The sequence below is a fragment of the Rhizobium sp. P1_E1 genome (assembly GCF_056406015.1).
Genome location: NZ_JBFUAY010000017.1, coordinates 1 through 12,561, shown reverse-complemented (window position 1 = coordinate 12,561; position 12,561 = coordinate 1). Strand labels below are relative to the sequence as shown.

13 protein-coding genes and 1 pseudogene are annotated in these 12,561 nt (G+C 62.5%); 9 read left to right on the top strand and 5 right to left on the bottom strand.

The window, feature by feature from the left end; translation table 11 throughout:
* The first annotated feature begins 167 nt into the window (after positions 1-167).
* The 8 genes and pseudogenes from AC1D1Z_RS09320 (at position 168) to AC1D1Z_RS09285 (ending at position 6,212) form a co-directional block, all read left to right on the top strand.
* Positions 168-1,415, top strand: a complete 1,248-nt coding sequence (locus AC1D1Z_RS09320) for an ROK family transcriptional regulator (protein ID WP_018447702.1) — start codon at positions 168-170, stop codon at positions 1,413-1,415.
* Positions 1,399-1,875 carry an RbsD/FucU family protein gene (locus AC1D1Z_RS09315; protein ID WP_018485575.1) on the top strand — a complete coding sequence of 159 codons (477 nt, stop codon included), beginning with the start codon at positions 1,399-1,401 and terminating at the stop codon, positions 1,873-1,875. The genes AC1D1Z_RS09320 and AC1D1Z_RS09315 overlap by 17 nt, the downstream gene beginning before the upstream one ends.
* Positions 1,876-2,095: 220 nt before the next feature.
* Positions 2,096-2,770: a hypothetical protein gene (locus AC1D1Z_RS09310; protein WP_130715521.1), complete on the top strand. Its 675-nt coding sequence runs from the start codon at positions 2,096-2,098 to the stop codon at positions 2,768-2,770.
* 338 nt (positions 2,771-3,108) lie between these two features.
* Positions 3,109-3,789: pseudogene (locus AC1D1Z_RS09305) on the top strand (diguanylate cyclase domain-containing protein); the annotation flags it as partial.
* Positions 3,790-3,810: 21 nt separating this feature from the next.
* Positions 3,811-4,656: a putative bifunctional diguanylate cyclase/phosphodiesterase gene (locus AC1D1Z_RS09300; protein WP_477850321.1), complete on the top strand. Its 846-nt coding sequence runs from the start codon at positions 3,811-3,813 to the stop codon at positions 4,654-4,656.
* Positions 4,657-4,898: 242 nt separating this feature from the next.
* Positions 4,899-5,480 carry a TetR/AcrR family transcriptional regulator gene (locus AC1D1Z_RS09295; protein WP_168331392.1) on the top strand — a complete coding sequence of 194 codons (582 nt, stop codon included), beginning with the start codon at positions 4,899-4,901 and terminating at the stop codon, positions 5,478-5,480.
* Complete coding sequence (locus AC1D1Z_RS09290) at positions 5,477-5,839, top strand: nuclear transport factor 2 family protein (protein WP_112905850.1); 363 nt, start codon at positions 5,477-5,479, stop codon at positions 5,837-5,839. The genes AC1D1Z_RS09295 and AC1D1Z_RS09290 overlap by 4 nt, the downstream gene beginning before the upstream one ends.
* Complete coding sequence (locus AC1D1Z_RS09285; protein ID WP_168331391.1) at positions 5,832-6,212, top strand: TfoX/Sxy family protein; 381 nt, start codon at positions 5,832-5,834, stop codon at positions 6,210-6,212. Before AC1D1Z_RS09290 ends, AC1D1Z_RS09285 begins: the two co-directional genes overlap by 8 nt.
* Before the next feature lie 75 nt (positions 6,213-6,287).
* Here AC1D1Z_RS09285 and AC1D1Z_RS09280 read toward each other — a convergent pair whose 3' ends face one another.
* A complete protein-coding gene (locus AC1D1Z_RS09280) occupies positions 6,288-7,028 on the bottom strand; it encodes an SDR family NAD(P)-dependent oxidoreductase (RefSeq protein ID WP_210066808.1) in 741 nt (246 codons plus the stop codon).
* Between the two features lie 81 nt (positions 7,029-7,109).
* On the opposite strand from AC1D1Z_RS09280, the gene AC1D1Z_RS09275 reads away from it, so the two are divergent.
* On the top strand, positions 7,110-7,793 hold the full coding sequence (locus tag AC1D1Z_RS09275; RefSeq protein WP_028731614.1) for a TetR/AcrR family transcriptional regulator: 684 nt from the start codon (positions 7,110-7,112) through the stop codon (positions 7,791-7,793).
* 250 nt (positions 7,794-8,043) lie between these two features.
* On the opposite strand, the gene AC1D1Z_RS09270 is transcribed toward AC1D1Z_RS09275, so the two are convergent.
* The 4 genes from AC1D1Z_RS09270 to AC1D1Z_RS09255 form a co-directional block, all read right to left on the bottom strand.
* Positions 8,044-9,081, bottom strand: a complete 1,038-nt coding sequence (locus AC1D1Z_RS09270; RefSeq protein ID WP_447011050.1) for a 4-hydroxyproline epimerase — start codon at positions 9,079-9,081, stop codon at positions 8,044-8,046.
* A gap of 15 nt (positions 9,082-9,096) precedes the next feature.
* Entirely contained in the window at positions 9,097-9,807 is a 711-nt protein-coding gene (locus tag AC1D1Z_RS09265; RefSeq protein WP_447011049.1) for an SDR family oxidoreductase, read from the bottom strand.
* 9 nt (positions 9,808-9,816) lie between these two features.
* Entirely contained in the window at positions 9,817-11,067 is a 1,251-nt protein-coding gene (locus AC1D1Z_RS09260; RefSeq protein WP_130715513.1) for an NAD(P)/FAD-dependent oxidoreductase, read from the bottom strand.
* A 182-nt stretch (positions 11,068-11,249) separates the two neighbouring features.
* Complete coding sequence (locus AC1D1Z_RS09255) at positions 11,250-12,527, bottom strand: alpha/beta hydrolase (protein ID WP_168277709.1); 1,278 nt, start codon at positions 12,525-12,527, stop codon at positions 11,250-11,252.
* Positions 12,528-12,561: the final 34 nt, after the last annotated feature.

Genomic DNA, 12,561 nt, shown 5'->3' with positions numbered 1-12,561 from the left:
CTTCGCCGTGGATCGCTAACGCCTCCCAGCGGTCCCGTGCCCTTGACGACGGCAATTAAGAGCGAAAAGAAATCGGCTTGTCAATAAATAAATCCAATTGAATTATTAATTCGATGTGGCATGCTCAATCGAATTAGGGCATAGGCCAACAATCGGGAGGAGCGGCCATGTCGTCCTTGGAAGGACCGGAACACACACCGGTCCCGCCACCAATTCTGAATCCGGCCGGAGGTGCGAACCAGGTCAGGGTGCGCGCCTATAACGAACGGCTCGTGCTGTCGCTGGTGCGTCTCTACGGCGCGCTGTCGAAGGCCGATATCGCGCGCCGCAGCGGGCTGTCGGCGCAGACCGTCTCCGTCATCATGCGGGTGCTGGAGAAGGAAGGGCTGCTGTCGCGCGGGGAACCGGTGCGCGGCCGTGTCGGCCAGCCGTCGATCCCGATGCATATCAATCCGGATGCCGTCTATTCCTTCGGCTTGAAGATGGGCCGGCGCAGCGCCGATCTGGTGCTGATGGATTTCGTCGGCCGCATCCGTATGCAGCTGCACCGAACCTATGCCTATCCGCTGCCGGATGAAATCCTCGCCTTCGTCACCTCGGGCATCCGGGAGCTCGAAGACCGGCTCGACGACAAGCAGCGCGGCCGCATCGCCGGCCTCGGCATCGCCGCCCCCTTCGAGCTCTGGAACTGGGCTGAAGAGGTGGGTGCGCCGCCAGGCGCCATGGAGGTCTGGCGCGACGTCGACCTGCAGGCCGACATCGCCGCGCGCGTCTCCCATCCGGTCTTCATGCAGAACGATGCGACCAGCGCCTGCGGCGCCGAGCTCGTCTTCGGCGTCGGACCGTCCTATCCGGATTTCGTCTATTTCTTCATCGGCTCCTTCATCGGCGGCGGCATCGTCCTGAATTCGGCGATCTTTTCCGGCCGCACCGGCACGGCAGGCGCGATCGGGCCGCTGCCTGTGCGCGGCAAGAACGGCGAGACGATGCAGCTGCTTGAAATCGCCTCGATTTTCGTGCTCGAGAACATGCTGCGCGAGCGGGGCATCGATCCCGAGCCGCTGTGGTATTCCGCCGACGGCTGGGTGGATTTCGGCGAGCCGATGGAAGCCTGGATCCAGGATAGCGCCAAGGCGCTGGCGCAGGCGATCGTTGCCGCCGCCTCGATCGTCGATTTCAGCGCGGCTGTCATCGACGGCGGCTTTCCCGATTGGGTGCGCAGCCGCGTCGTGCAGGCGACCATCGACGAAGCCGCCAAGCTCGACCTGCAGGGCGTCGTCATGCCCGAAATCATCGAGGGCGCGGTCGGCGCCCAGGCGCGCGCCATCGGCGGCGCCAGCCTGCCGATCTTCGCGCGTTACCTCACCGACCAGAACGTACTCTTCAAGGAGGTAGACCATGCTGAAAGGACTTGATCCGCTGTTGAGCCCGGAGCTGCTTTTTACGCTTCGCGCCATGGGCCACGGCGACGAGATCGCCATCGTCGACGGCAATTATCCGGGCGTCGAACATGCCCGCCGGCTGATCCGGCTCGACGGCCACCACCTCATCCCGGTCCTCAATGCCGTGCTCAGCGTGCTGCCGATCGACGATTTCGTGGCGGAGGCGATCTTCCGCTCGACCGTCAAGGCCGAGCGCGACAAGCTCGATCCCGTGCATGAGGAGATGATCGACTGCTGCGCCCGCCACGAGCCGCACCGGCAGGTGGTGCCGCTGATCGGCCAGGATTTCTACGGAAGGGTGAAGACCGCCCATGCGGTGATCCAGACCGGCGAGCCCAGGCTCTATGCCAACATCATCCTGCGCAAGGGTGTGATTTATCCGAAAGAGCCGGGCACCCATGCTGCGGCCGGGGTCGATCCGTTCGTTTACTAGAACAATTCCGGCAAAAGTGCGCAGCGGTTTGGTCGTTGGCAGACTTTGGCTTTCGGGCCGGCTGAAGGGCAGTCTTCGCCATTCGTTCGATGGATGTTATTGTGCGGCCGGTGCGTTGGTCCACCGCGCCGGCAAACCGCTCGGCTGCGAACGGCGCCTCACCACCAGGAGCCGACGTCGCGGGATCAGGCCGGTGAAGCGATGAGAAGACGGATCTCGCATGGCACCTGACATGAGCACGACCCCTCGTCGCAGCACCACCGGTCTGCGCAAGTTTCTGGATCCTGAGCAGCAGCAGGCGTGGATAGAAGGCGAGGCAGACTTGATCGACGCCGAAGAGCGTCTGGAGTCCCTGGAACAGCGGTTCAAGTACGTCGCGCGGTTCCAGAAGCTGCTTCGTCGCCCGCAGGCGCAAGACGTTCTGGAAATTCTCGGGGTATACGGGCAGACCTGCATCCCCATCCCGCGCAAGACCGAGCGTCACTACTGGTCAGTTTCCTGTCTGCCCTCGACTTCCGACAAGCCGCTCGTCCGCGTTAATGCGAGCTGGATGGAGCTTTTCACGCTCTACGCCGATGGCGAAGGGCTGCGTGCACGATTCCTGGTGCATCTTTCGCATTTCACCACCGACCATTCACCCGCGCAGGGCGATGTGGACGAGGCTTTTCTCGAGCACTGCGTCACGACGCCCGAAGACGTCGGTTACTTTTTTCCGCGCGGCGAGGACATTTTCGGCATCAACGTGCGGGGCTCGGCCTCGATCCGCAAATTCCTCGCGGAGCGCCGCATCTTGCGCGCCATTCGGACTTTCAATGTGACGCACATGAACCGGGGCCGGAACGCCTATCAGGCGAGCCACTGCTACAGCCTGGCGGATACGATGCTGGCAGGTTGATCGGCTCCGGGATGCGCGACCGATGGACAGGAACCGAATCCTCATCCGATTTACGGCAAAGATATCCATTGTGCGCAGCGAAACTCCCGTGCCTTCGTAAAGGCAACCCACCATTAACCTACCAAGCGCACGATCTTTGGGATTTGTCGGTGCTGCGCGGCTTCATCAGCCATTGCGATACCGGCCCTCTTAATTCCGCCCGAATGAATTGAGGCGGTCTTCGATCACGGCGTAGGATCGCCGATGCCGTGAAGTTGCGCCATCCGTCGTCGGCATTCGCTGATACGAGCGTAGCAAACTGGCCATGACGGCTCTTCACACAACAGGAGCCTGTTCATATGCCTCGCATCCAACCAACCAGACCGCAGATGGAGATCGTCGCCTGGCTCGCGATCTTCCTGCTTCTCTTCTGCCTGTCTTGGCTCTTCCAATGGCATGAAGGGCTGGATGGATTCATCGAAAAGCATCATGACTATCCGCTGGACCATGCGCTCCTCGCCCTCAATATCTCCGGGTTTCTCGGGTTGATTTATTCCGCGCTGAGGATCCGGGATCTTTCGAGGGAGGTCAATCGCAGGCTGCAGGCCGAAAAGAACGTTGACTGGATCGCCTGTCACGACACGCTGACCGAACTGCCTAACCGCAGGTTTCTGGATTCCGTATGCGCACAGGCGATGACCGATCAAAGGGCACAAGAAACCTACGCCGTGTTCAGCATCGATCTCGACGGCTTCAAGAAGATCAATGATCTCCTCGGGCACGATCACGGGGATGCGGTGCTGAAGACTGTTGCCCAGCGGCTCTCTTCCCTCTTTCCCCGCGAGCACGTTTTCCGCCTTGGCGGAGACGAGTTCGTTGTTCTGGCGCGGCGCACTGGAAATCCCGATCTTGTCGCGTTGGGGAACCGCATAGTGACCGTGATCGGCAAGCCGTTCACATTCAATGGTGTCGCCGTCGACCTCGGCGCCAGTGTCGGCTTCGCGCTTTTTCCGGAGAACGGCGATGACCTCAGTCAAGTCATTCGACATTCCGACTGTGCGATGTATGTGGCGAAAAAGCAGGGGCGCAATCTGGTGAAGCCCTTCGTGGCTTCGATGCAGGACGAGTTGGCGAAACGGATTCGAGTGGAAGCGGATCTGAGAGCAGCCATCAAGAAGGCTGAGATCGTTCCCTACTATCAACCTCTCGTAGACCTGAAGACGAATRGGATTATCGGCTTCGAGGCGCTGGCGCGCTGGAAGACGGCCTCCGGCGAATTCATCCCACCGAACGAATTCATTCCTGTGGCAGAGGAAGCCGGTCTGATCGTCGAATTGACAGACCAACTGCTTCGCCACGCCTGCACCGATGCGCTTTCCTGGCCAAATGAGCTCGTCCTGTCATTCAACCTTTCTCCGATCCAACTGAGCGATCGGTTGCTGGGCCTGCGAATTCTCAAGATATTGGGCGATGTCGGTCTGCCCGCGCACAGGGTCGAGCTGGAGGTGACGGAGAGCGCCATCATCCAGGACGCTGTCACGGCACGAATCGTCCTCGACGATCTGGTGAATGCGGGGGTCAGGATTGCTCTCGACGACTTTGGAACAGGATATTCCAGCCTCTCACAACTATCCAACTACCGGTTCGACAAGATCAAGATCGACAGGAGTTTCGTCTCTTCATTCGAGACCAATGACAAGCAAGACAAGGTCATCAAGGCAATCATCGCTCTCGGTGTGGGACTTGGCGTGACGATAACGGCCGAGGGTATCGAAGAGGAGAGCCAGCTTCAGCGGCTTCAGGATCTGGGTTGCGACATCGGCCAAGGGTATCTGCTTGGCAGGCCAGCGCCGGCCGAGAATCTTGCCACAGGTCAGGTCAGCGCCAGAGTTTTGCAGCGCGGTTGATGGGGGCCGCGGTATGTCGGGTTCAGCCTGGAGATGCTGGAGTCTGTCGTCGAACAAGCGCCGTCCACCTGGCCGACCGGCCATTCCACCGAAACATCATCCTAAACCTTAAGCGATGGATACCCACGCGCTTGGGATGACCGAGGTCGGCCGGCGAGAATTTCGCCGAAAGTCACTGAGGCCGTTGCGTTTGGATTCTTTATCAGTCATTCTAGAACAATTGATAAAGAATCGGGGCGACAATGGGCCGAACGCGGGAATTCGATGAGGAGGCGGTGCTGACGGGGGCGATGCACATCTTTCGCAAGCAGGGCTATCAAGCTGCATCAATCCGAGACCTCGAGGAGGCGACGGGGCTCAAGGGTGGAAGCATCTATCACGCCTTCGGCGACAAGGCCGGCCTCTTCGACGCAGCGTTCGAACATTACCACCGAACGGTGCTGGAGGGACGCATCGCGCGGTTTGCGCCGCCAGGAAGCGGGCTTCAAGGGTTGCGCGAATTGTTCCTCACGCTCCTGCATGAGCCCGACGATGGCTCCCTTGGCTGCCTGATCACCAATATGGCGGTGGAATTCGGCGGCGGCGTCAATCCGCATCCCCGTGTCGAAGCGGCGCTCGGCCTCCTTCGTACCACATTCCGCGCGAGGCTGACCGAAGTGCCGACCATCGTTCGAGACGGTGACGGAGCCAAGGCGAACAGGACAGCCACCCGCCTTCTGGCCTTCTATCAGGGACTCCTCGTGCTCATTCGCGGCGGTGATGACAAGGCCGGCCTGCGGCAGGCAATAGAAGATGAATTCAATCAACTGGAGACGATGTCATGACACCTGAGGCCCTGTGGAATCGATATGCAGCCATCTGGTCGCTGGACGCTGACGCTCGTGAGCCGGAAATGCTGGCTTGCCTCGCTGACGAGGTGACCTATTGCGACCCGAATGGAGCGATCGCGGGGCGCGCCGGTCTCTCGGCTTATATGGCCGGCTTCAAGGAGAGCATGCCGGGAGGCCGGTTCAAGATATTGAGCGTTCTCCACCATAATGACCGTTCTCTGGCGCGCTGGGCACTGCGCCACGAAGACGAGAGGGTCTTGCAGACCGGCACGAGTTTCGGGGTGATTTCCGATGGCCGGTTCGGCGCGATCACCGGCTTCTTCGATCTTCTGGCGGAGCAGCAGCATGACTAGCGAGGCGACACGCGGGCTGGCGCTCGACTTTGCCGGCCAGATCGCCCCAGCCGGCTGCATCGATATCAGGCGCTTCTTCGGCGGATCCGCCCTGGTCCGAAACGGCGCGCAGTTCGGGTTCGTCATGAAGGGCACGCTGTATCTCCGCGTCGACGAAGCGATGCGCGCGGAGTTCGAGGCAGATGGCTCCGAACCGTTCAGCTACTGCGCCGCCGGCAGGGAGGTGACGGTTCGCCGCTACTACGCCGTTCCGGCACATGTGATCGACGATCCCGCGCTGCTGTACAGCTACGCGGAGCGCGCATTGCACGCGACCCCCACGCCCGGCCACAGGCTCTCCGACACGATGCTGGCCGTCACCTCGTTTGGCTAACGCATAAGTGAGAAAGAAGGGCCGACATCTGTCGGTCCCCCTGTCTTTTGAGGGCCGGAAGCAACACCTCCCGATTCAGGTGTTCAGGCCGCCATCCACTGTGAGAATGGTTCCGGTGATGTGCCTTGCAGCAGGGCTTGCGAGGAACGCCACAGCGGCCGCCACATCTTCCGGTTCGCCATAACGGCCAAGTGGGATGAGGGCACGCTGGAAGTCGGCGAAGTCGCCGTCGGCGGGATTCATATCGGTGTCGGTCGAACCCGGCTGGACGAGGTTTACGGTGATATCGCGAGATCCGAGTTCCCGCGCGAGGCCGCGGGTAAACGAGTGGAGCGCGGATTTTGTCATGAAATAGACCGTACCGGTGTCACCGACGATGCGTTCGGCGCCGACCGAGCCGATCGTGATGACGCGGCCGCCCGCCTGCAGATAGGGGATCGCGGCCTGCGAAGCGAGCAAGGGCGACCGCACGTTGACATCCAGCAGCGCATCGATCTGCTCGACGCTGACGTCGGCGATCGCACCGTAAAGCGCGATTGCAGCATTGTTGACGAGAATGTCGAGACCGCCAAGTGCCTGGGCCGCCTCGTCGACCGAGCGCTTCACGGCTGCCGGATCGGCGCTGTCGGCCTGGATGGCAAGCGCTCTGCGGCCCTTGCGCTCGATCGCCCGGACGACTTCGGCGGCGCGATCGGCCGAACGCTCATAAGTGATGGCGACATCAGCGCCTTTGTCGGCAAGCGCCAATGCGATGGCGGCGCCAATGCCGCGCGAGCCGCCTGTTACCAGGGCACGCTTTCCAGCCAGTTCTGTCATGATCTTCTCTTTCTGTAGTGATCGACACATAAATAGCTAGGCACGTTGCGATGGGGTGTCAATGGGTTTATATAATGATCGATGCAAAAATCGGATGAGATCTCGGAAGTCGATAAAACCCCTGCCCGCAGTCGCGGGCGGCCGCGGGCGTTCGATCGGGAAACAGCCTTGGCGCGGGCAACCCGCCTGTTCTGGATCAAGGGCTTCGAGGCGACCTCGATCGCCGATCTCACCGAGGCGATGGGGATCGGATCGCCGAGTCTCTACGCGGCATTCGGCTCGAAGGAGGCGCTCTATGCCGAGGCGTTGCGCCACTATCGCGACAACAACGAGGCGCTCGTCTGGGCAGGCTTCCTCTCCGCGGGCACGGCCCGTGAAGCGGTGATGTCGCTCCTGATGGATTCGGCCGCTGCCCTGACCGGCTGTGTCGTGGATATTCCCCGCGGCTGCATGGTGGCGCTCTCTTCGGTCGGCAGCGAGGGCCATGTGGAACTCGGCGAACTCGTGCGAGCCGCCCGCGCCGTCACGCTCGACCGCCTGAAGCAGCGCCTGAACCAGGCGATATCAGCAGGCGAAATTCCGGTCTCGACCGACGTCCACGCGCTTGCCCGCTTCGTGCAGACCGTTCAGAATGGCATGTCGATCCTGGCCCGCGACGGCGCGACGCGTGGCGAACTGGAGGCCGTGGCCGAGCTGGCCATGCTGGGTTGGGACACTCGAACCGGGGATGCTGCGCGCAGGCAGACTTACGCCGATCATGCATAACCTCTAGGCAGTCGGTCGCGGAGGCTTCGCAGGATCGTTGGAGCGCACCGCTGCCCCTCATCCGGCTGCCGCCACCTTCTCCCCGTAAACGGGGCGAAGGGGACATGTCGCGACCTCTCCGTTCCCCACTGGCCTGTCGCAGGGTACGTCCCCTCGCCCCGTTTACGGGGAGAGGGTTAGGGTGAGGGGCAGCCATCGGCGCGAACCGTCAGGAACCCGCCTCACAGTTCCGGCATCCCGCCCTGAACGCTCAAATCTCTCCCGCCGACGGTCCCCAGACATCCGTCAGTGCAAAACCGTTCGGATGCGGGTCAAAGGGGTCGAGCGCTACCTGGGTCAGGCCGAAGGTGAAGCCGCGGCCGGTGATGGTGGGGATGACGGCGGGGCGGCCGGCCACCTCGGTCACTGCCTGGAGGCCGACCTCGAATTCGGAACCGATGATCGATTTCGAGGTGAAGACGTCGCCGATCTTGGCCTTGCCGCGCGCATAAAGGGTGGCGAGATTGGCGGAGTTGCCGGTGCCGCAGGGCGAGCGGTCGGCGCGGCCCGGCCACATGGTGGTGCAGGTGCGCACCGTGCCGTCGGCTTCGGTATCGCGGAACATGACATAGGCGACGCCCGAGATCGCCGGGATCTCGGGATGGACGACCTTGATGCCGCGGTTGATCAGCTCCTTGAGCATCATGCCGGCCTGGACGAGGCCGGCGGCATTGGCCTTCTCGATCGTCAGACCGATCTGGCCGACATCGACCAGCGCATAGAAGATGCCGCCGTAGCTGATGTCGGCCTTGATCTTTCCCCAATGCGGCGTGTCGATCCTGACATCGAGCTCATGCACGAAGGAGGGCACCATGGTCAGCCTGACCTTTTCGCAGCGCCCGTCGCGGCAGGTCGCCGTCGCCTTGACCAGGCCGGCGGCGGTTTCGAGGGTGACGATCGTCTCCGGCTCTTTCATGTCGACGATGCCGGATTCGAGCAAGGCCGTGGTGACGCAGATCGAGTTCGAGCCGGAACTCGCATGCGCCTGGTCGGGCTGCAGGATGATGAAGGCGGCGTCGGCCTCCGGGTGCCGTGCCGGCAGCAGCAGGTTGACCGAGCCGATGGGCGCGCCGCGCGGCTCCAGGCAAAGGAAGCGGCGCAATTCGTCACCCTTCGGATCGGTGTTCAGCCAGTGCAGCTGGGCGGCGATGGTATCGCCCGGGATTTTCGGCACGCCGCCGATCGCGACGCGGCCGATCTCACCTTCGGCGTGGACATCCAGCAACTGGATTGTGCGCTTCCATCTCATATCGAAAACTCCAGATCAGACGTGACGGGTGACGCCGCCATCGACGCGGATATTCTGGCCGGTGATATATCCGGCGCCATCGGAGAGCAGGAAGGCCGCGGTCTTGGCGATCTCCTCCACATGGCCGATGCGCTTCATCGGAACCTTCTCGGCGGTCTCGGGCTTGTGGTTCAGGCTGTCGATATAGCCCGGCAGTATGCAGTTCATGCGGATATTGTCGGCCGCATAACGATCGGAATAAAGCTTGGTAAAGGCGCCTGCAGCGGCACGATAGGTGCAGGAAACCGGGAAGACCAGCGACGGCTCGTAGGCCGCGAAGGTGGTGATGTTGACGAAGGCGCCCTTGCCCTGTTTCAGCATGACCGGCGTCACCAGGCGGGCCATGCGCACCAGCGACAGGATCATCATGTCGGAACCGAGCGTCCAGTTCTCGTCTGAAATATCGAGCAGGTCGCCCTTCGGCGGATGACCGCTCAGGTTGACGACGGCGTCGATGCGGCCATAGGTCTTCATCGTCAGATCGAAGATCGCCTCGAGATCCTCGGCCTTTTCGGCAACGCCGCGCGAGGCGACGCCGCCGAGTTCGGCCGCCAGCTTCTCACAGCTTTCCGACGGCGACATCAACGCCAGCTGATAGCCCTGGGCGGAGAGCTCCCGGGCGATCGCCTCGCCCATGCCGCGGCCGCCGCCGGTGATCAGCGCTACGGGTTTGCTGGTATCGGACATCGGGGCCTCCTAATAGCGGTCTATGCGGAACGGGGTCATATCGAGGGATGGTTTGAGCCCGGTCACCATATCGGCGATCACGAGCGCTGTCGTTGCCGAAAAGGTCAGGCCGAGATGGCCGTGGCCGGTCGCATAAAAGACGCCCGGCAGTTTCGACGACGGCGAAATGATCGGGATCGTATCGGGCAGCGCCGGACGATGACCCATCCATTCCGTCGTCTCCTCGACCTTCAGGCCGGGCAGCGCGCGCTGGGCATGGCGCACCAGCACCCGCGGACGGCGGAAATCCGGCGCGGCATCGAGACCGGCGAGCTCGACATTGCCGCCGACACGGATGCCGCCCGCCGTCGGCGTCACCATGAAGGCGCGATGCGGCCAGATCACCGAATAACGCATGGAGATGCCGGGCTTCATGATCTGCGTGTGATAGCCGCGCTCGGTTTCGAGCGGGATCGGCTCGCCGAGCTTTTCGGCAAGGAAACGGGTGTGGACGCCGGCGGCAAGCACCACCGAACCGGCCTCGATCCGCCTGCCATCCTCGAGGAGAACGACGGCCGTGCCATCGCCCCTGCGCTCGATATTCCGCACAGTGCCGGAGACGAAGGTCGTGCCCGCAGCCTTGGCGGCGTCGGCGAGTTTCACCACCAGCTTGTAGGGGTCGCGGATCGACTTGTTGTCGGGAAGCAGCACGGCTTTGGCGATCGCCGGTGACAGGGTGGGTTCGTAATATTGGATGGCGCCGTTGCTCAAAACCTCGAATTCGAGGCCGTAGCGCTGCATCATGGCGAGATGGCCGCGATCGGCGGCAAATTCCGCCTCCGTCTCGTAGATCGCCAGGCAACCTTCCTCGGTCATCAATTCGGGTGCGCCGATCGCCTGGAGCATCTGCCTGAAATCGCCGAGCGCGCGGTTGGACAGGCTCATGCCGGCATCCTCGATCTCTCGGAGACGCGAGGGCCGGCCGGCGGCGAGGAAGCGCAGGAACCAGGGCAGCATCCTGGCGGCATAGGAGGGCCGCAGCCAGACCGGGCCTTCCGGATCGAGCAGCCAGCCGGGGATCTTCTTCCAGGTCGAAGGGCCGGAGCCGGCGGCAAAATCCAGCGCGATGCTCGCCATATTGCCGAACGAGGTGCCGCGTCCCGGCTCGCCCTTGTCGATCAGCGTCACCTCAAGGCCGCGCCGCTGCAGTTCGAAAGCGATCGAGGCGCCGATCACGCCCGCGCCGACGACCGCTACCTTCTTCTTCATCTCATCCGCCATGCCATCAACCCATCGCACGGCAGACAGAATTGCCGTCGTAGCCTGATATATCACATCAAGATGCGATGCCTAGAGAATTTCCGTTTTCTCCGAATTACGGGAAATTCCCTATCTCTTTGGTTTTCGCAATTCCGAAACGCAAAACCGCTGTGCACTTTTGCTGGAATTGCTCTGTGGAATTTTTACTGGCTTTCCGGCAGGCTGGCACCGACGCTGTCGCCGACCGAACCGACGGTGTTGTTCATCGACTGGCCGAGACGCTTCAGCTGGGCGTCGTAGTTGCGCCGGGTGCGCGGATCGAAGATCGCAATCGGCGTGCTGACGGCGACGCTGACGGCACTTCCTGCAGTCTGGGCAGCGCCCATCGCCACCGCGCCGACGGCCTCGCCGAGCCCGACATTGGAATCGGTGATCGCCTGGCCGGCAATCAGCCGGTCGCCGATCAGCTTCACCACCTCGGGGCTTTCGGCGAACTTGCCGTGGTTCAGCCGGTCGCCGCCCTTGAGCTTGGTGAGGTCAAGCACGGTGATGCCGGCCGCCTCGAGCTTGCTGCGATAGGGTTCGACCGAGGGATCGATCTGGCCGAGCCGGTCGACATTGCCGGAGATGCGCCGCGACAGCGCCAGAGCCCGGTCGTCCTGCGAGACGAAGATGGTGAAGTGCGGCCTTTCCTTGCCGAGGCTCGCGAACTGGCGGCCGAAGACGTCGACATCGAGGTCCGGCGAAGCGAGGATGACATTGTTGATCTTGGCGGCGACATGACCATTGCGGATCGCCATCTGCCGCAGCGCTTCGACGGTGAGCCAGGTGCCCATCGAATGGGCCATGATGGTGACGTCGCTGACGGCGGGATTGGCGGCGGTACGGGTGAGCAGCTCCTCCAGCGCGTCGCGGGAATAGTTGGTGCTTTCCTTGTCGTAATTATAATCGAAGATGCTGCCGCGCGACGGCCAGGTGAAGACGACGGGTGCGACGTCGGCATGCGAATCATGGACGATCTGCGCGAAGCGGTAGACGGCATCCTCATAGCGATTGTTGAAGCCGTGGACGAAGACCAGCACCCGGCGGCTCTTCGGCATATGGGTCTTCAGCCAGGTCTCGCCGGCCCGCTCGCCGTCCAGCGGATCGACGGAAATGGTGACGAAGTCGCGCAACGGATCGGCCGGCAGGCGGCTTGGCCATTGCACCTGGCCGACCTTGCGATTGGCTTCCGGCGGAATGGAGACATCGACGGCATTGACGGCGAGGCCAGTGCCGCGCTCACCGGAGAAAAGCACGGCGGGATTGTCGTCGGCAGCGCGTGTCGTGGCGACGAGAAGATCGACCTTCGAGGTGCCCGGAGCGACGGTGCCGGCCGCCTGCATGACACCGACCGGCCTGCCGCCGCAGCCGGCGAGCACCATCGTTGCAACCAGAAGACCTGTCAGAGCCGCGCGCGGGGCGCGCCTTTTGCCGATCATGACCAAACTCCAATCGGTTCACGCACCGGACAGG

Bases quoted from the DNA above. Each gene is read 5' to 3' on its own strand.
- AC1D1Z_RS09315 (WP_018485575.1), top strand. From the start codon at position 1,399: ATGCTGAAAGGACTTGATCCGCTGTTGAGCCCGGAGCTGCTTTTTACG.
- AC1D1Z_RS09280 (WP_210066808.1), bottom strand. From the start codon at position 7,028: ATGACAGAACTGGCTGGAAAGCGTGCCCTGGTAACAGGCGGCTCGCGC.
- AC1D1Z_RS09320 (WP_018447702.1), top strand. From the start codon at position 168: ATGTCGTCCTTGGAAGGACCGGAACACACACCGGTCCCGCCACCAATT.
- AC1D1Z_RS09285 (WP_168331391.1), top strand. From the start codon at position 5,832: ATGACTAGCGAGGCGACACGCGGGCTGGCGCTCGACTTTGCCGGCCAG.
- AC1D1Z_RS09265 (WP_447011049.1), bottom strand. From the start codon at position 9,807: ATGTCCGATACCAGCAAACCCGTAGCGCTGATCACCGGCGGCGGCCGC.
- AC1D1Z_RS09260 (WP_130715513.1), bottom strand. From the start codon at position 11,067: ATGGCGGATGAGATGAAGAAGAAGGTAGCGGTCGTCGGCGCGGGCGTG.
- AC1D1Z_RS09295 (WP_168331392.1), top strand. From the start codon at position 4,899: ATGGGCCGAACGCGGGAATTCGATGAGGAGGCGGTGCTGACGGGGGCG.
- AC1D1Z_RS09310 (WP_130715521.1), top strand. From the start codon at position 2,096: ATGGCACCTGACATGAGCACGACCCCTCGTCGCAGCACCACCGGTCTG.
- AC1D1Z_RS09275 (WP_028731614.1), top strand. From the start codon at position 7,110: ATGCAAAAATCGGATGAGATCTCGGAAGTCGATAAAACCCCTGCCCGC.
- AC1D1Z_RS09290 (WP_112905850.1), top strand. From the start codon at position 5,477: ATGACACCTGAGGCCCTGTGGAATCGATATGCAGCCATCTGGTCGCTG.
- AC1D1Z_RS09255 (WP_168277709.1), bottom strand. From the start codon at position 12,527: ATGATCGGCAAAAGGCGCGCCCCGCGCGCGGCTCTGACAGGTCTTCTG.
- AC1D1Z_RS09270 (WP_447011050.1), bottom strand. From the start codon at position 9,081: ATGAGATGGAAGCGCACAATCCAGTTGCTGGATGTCCACGCCGAAGGT.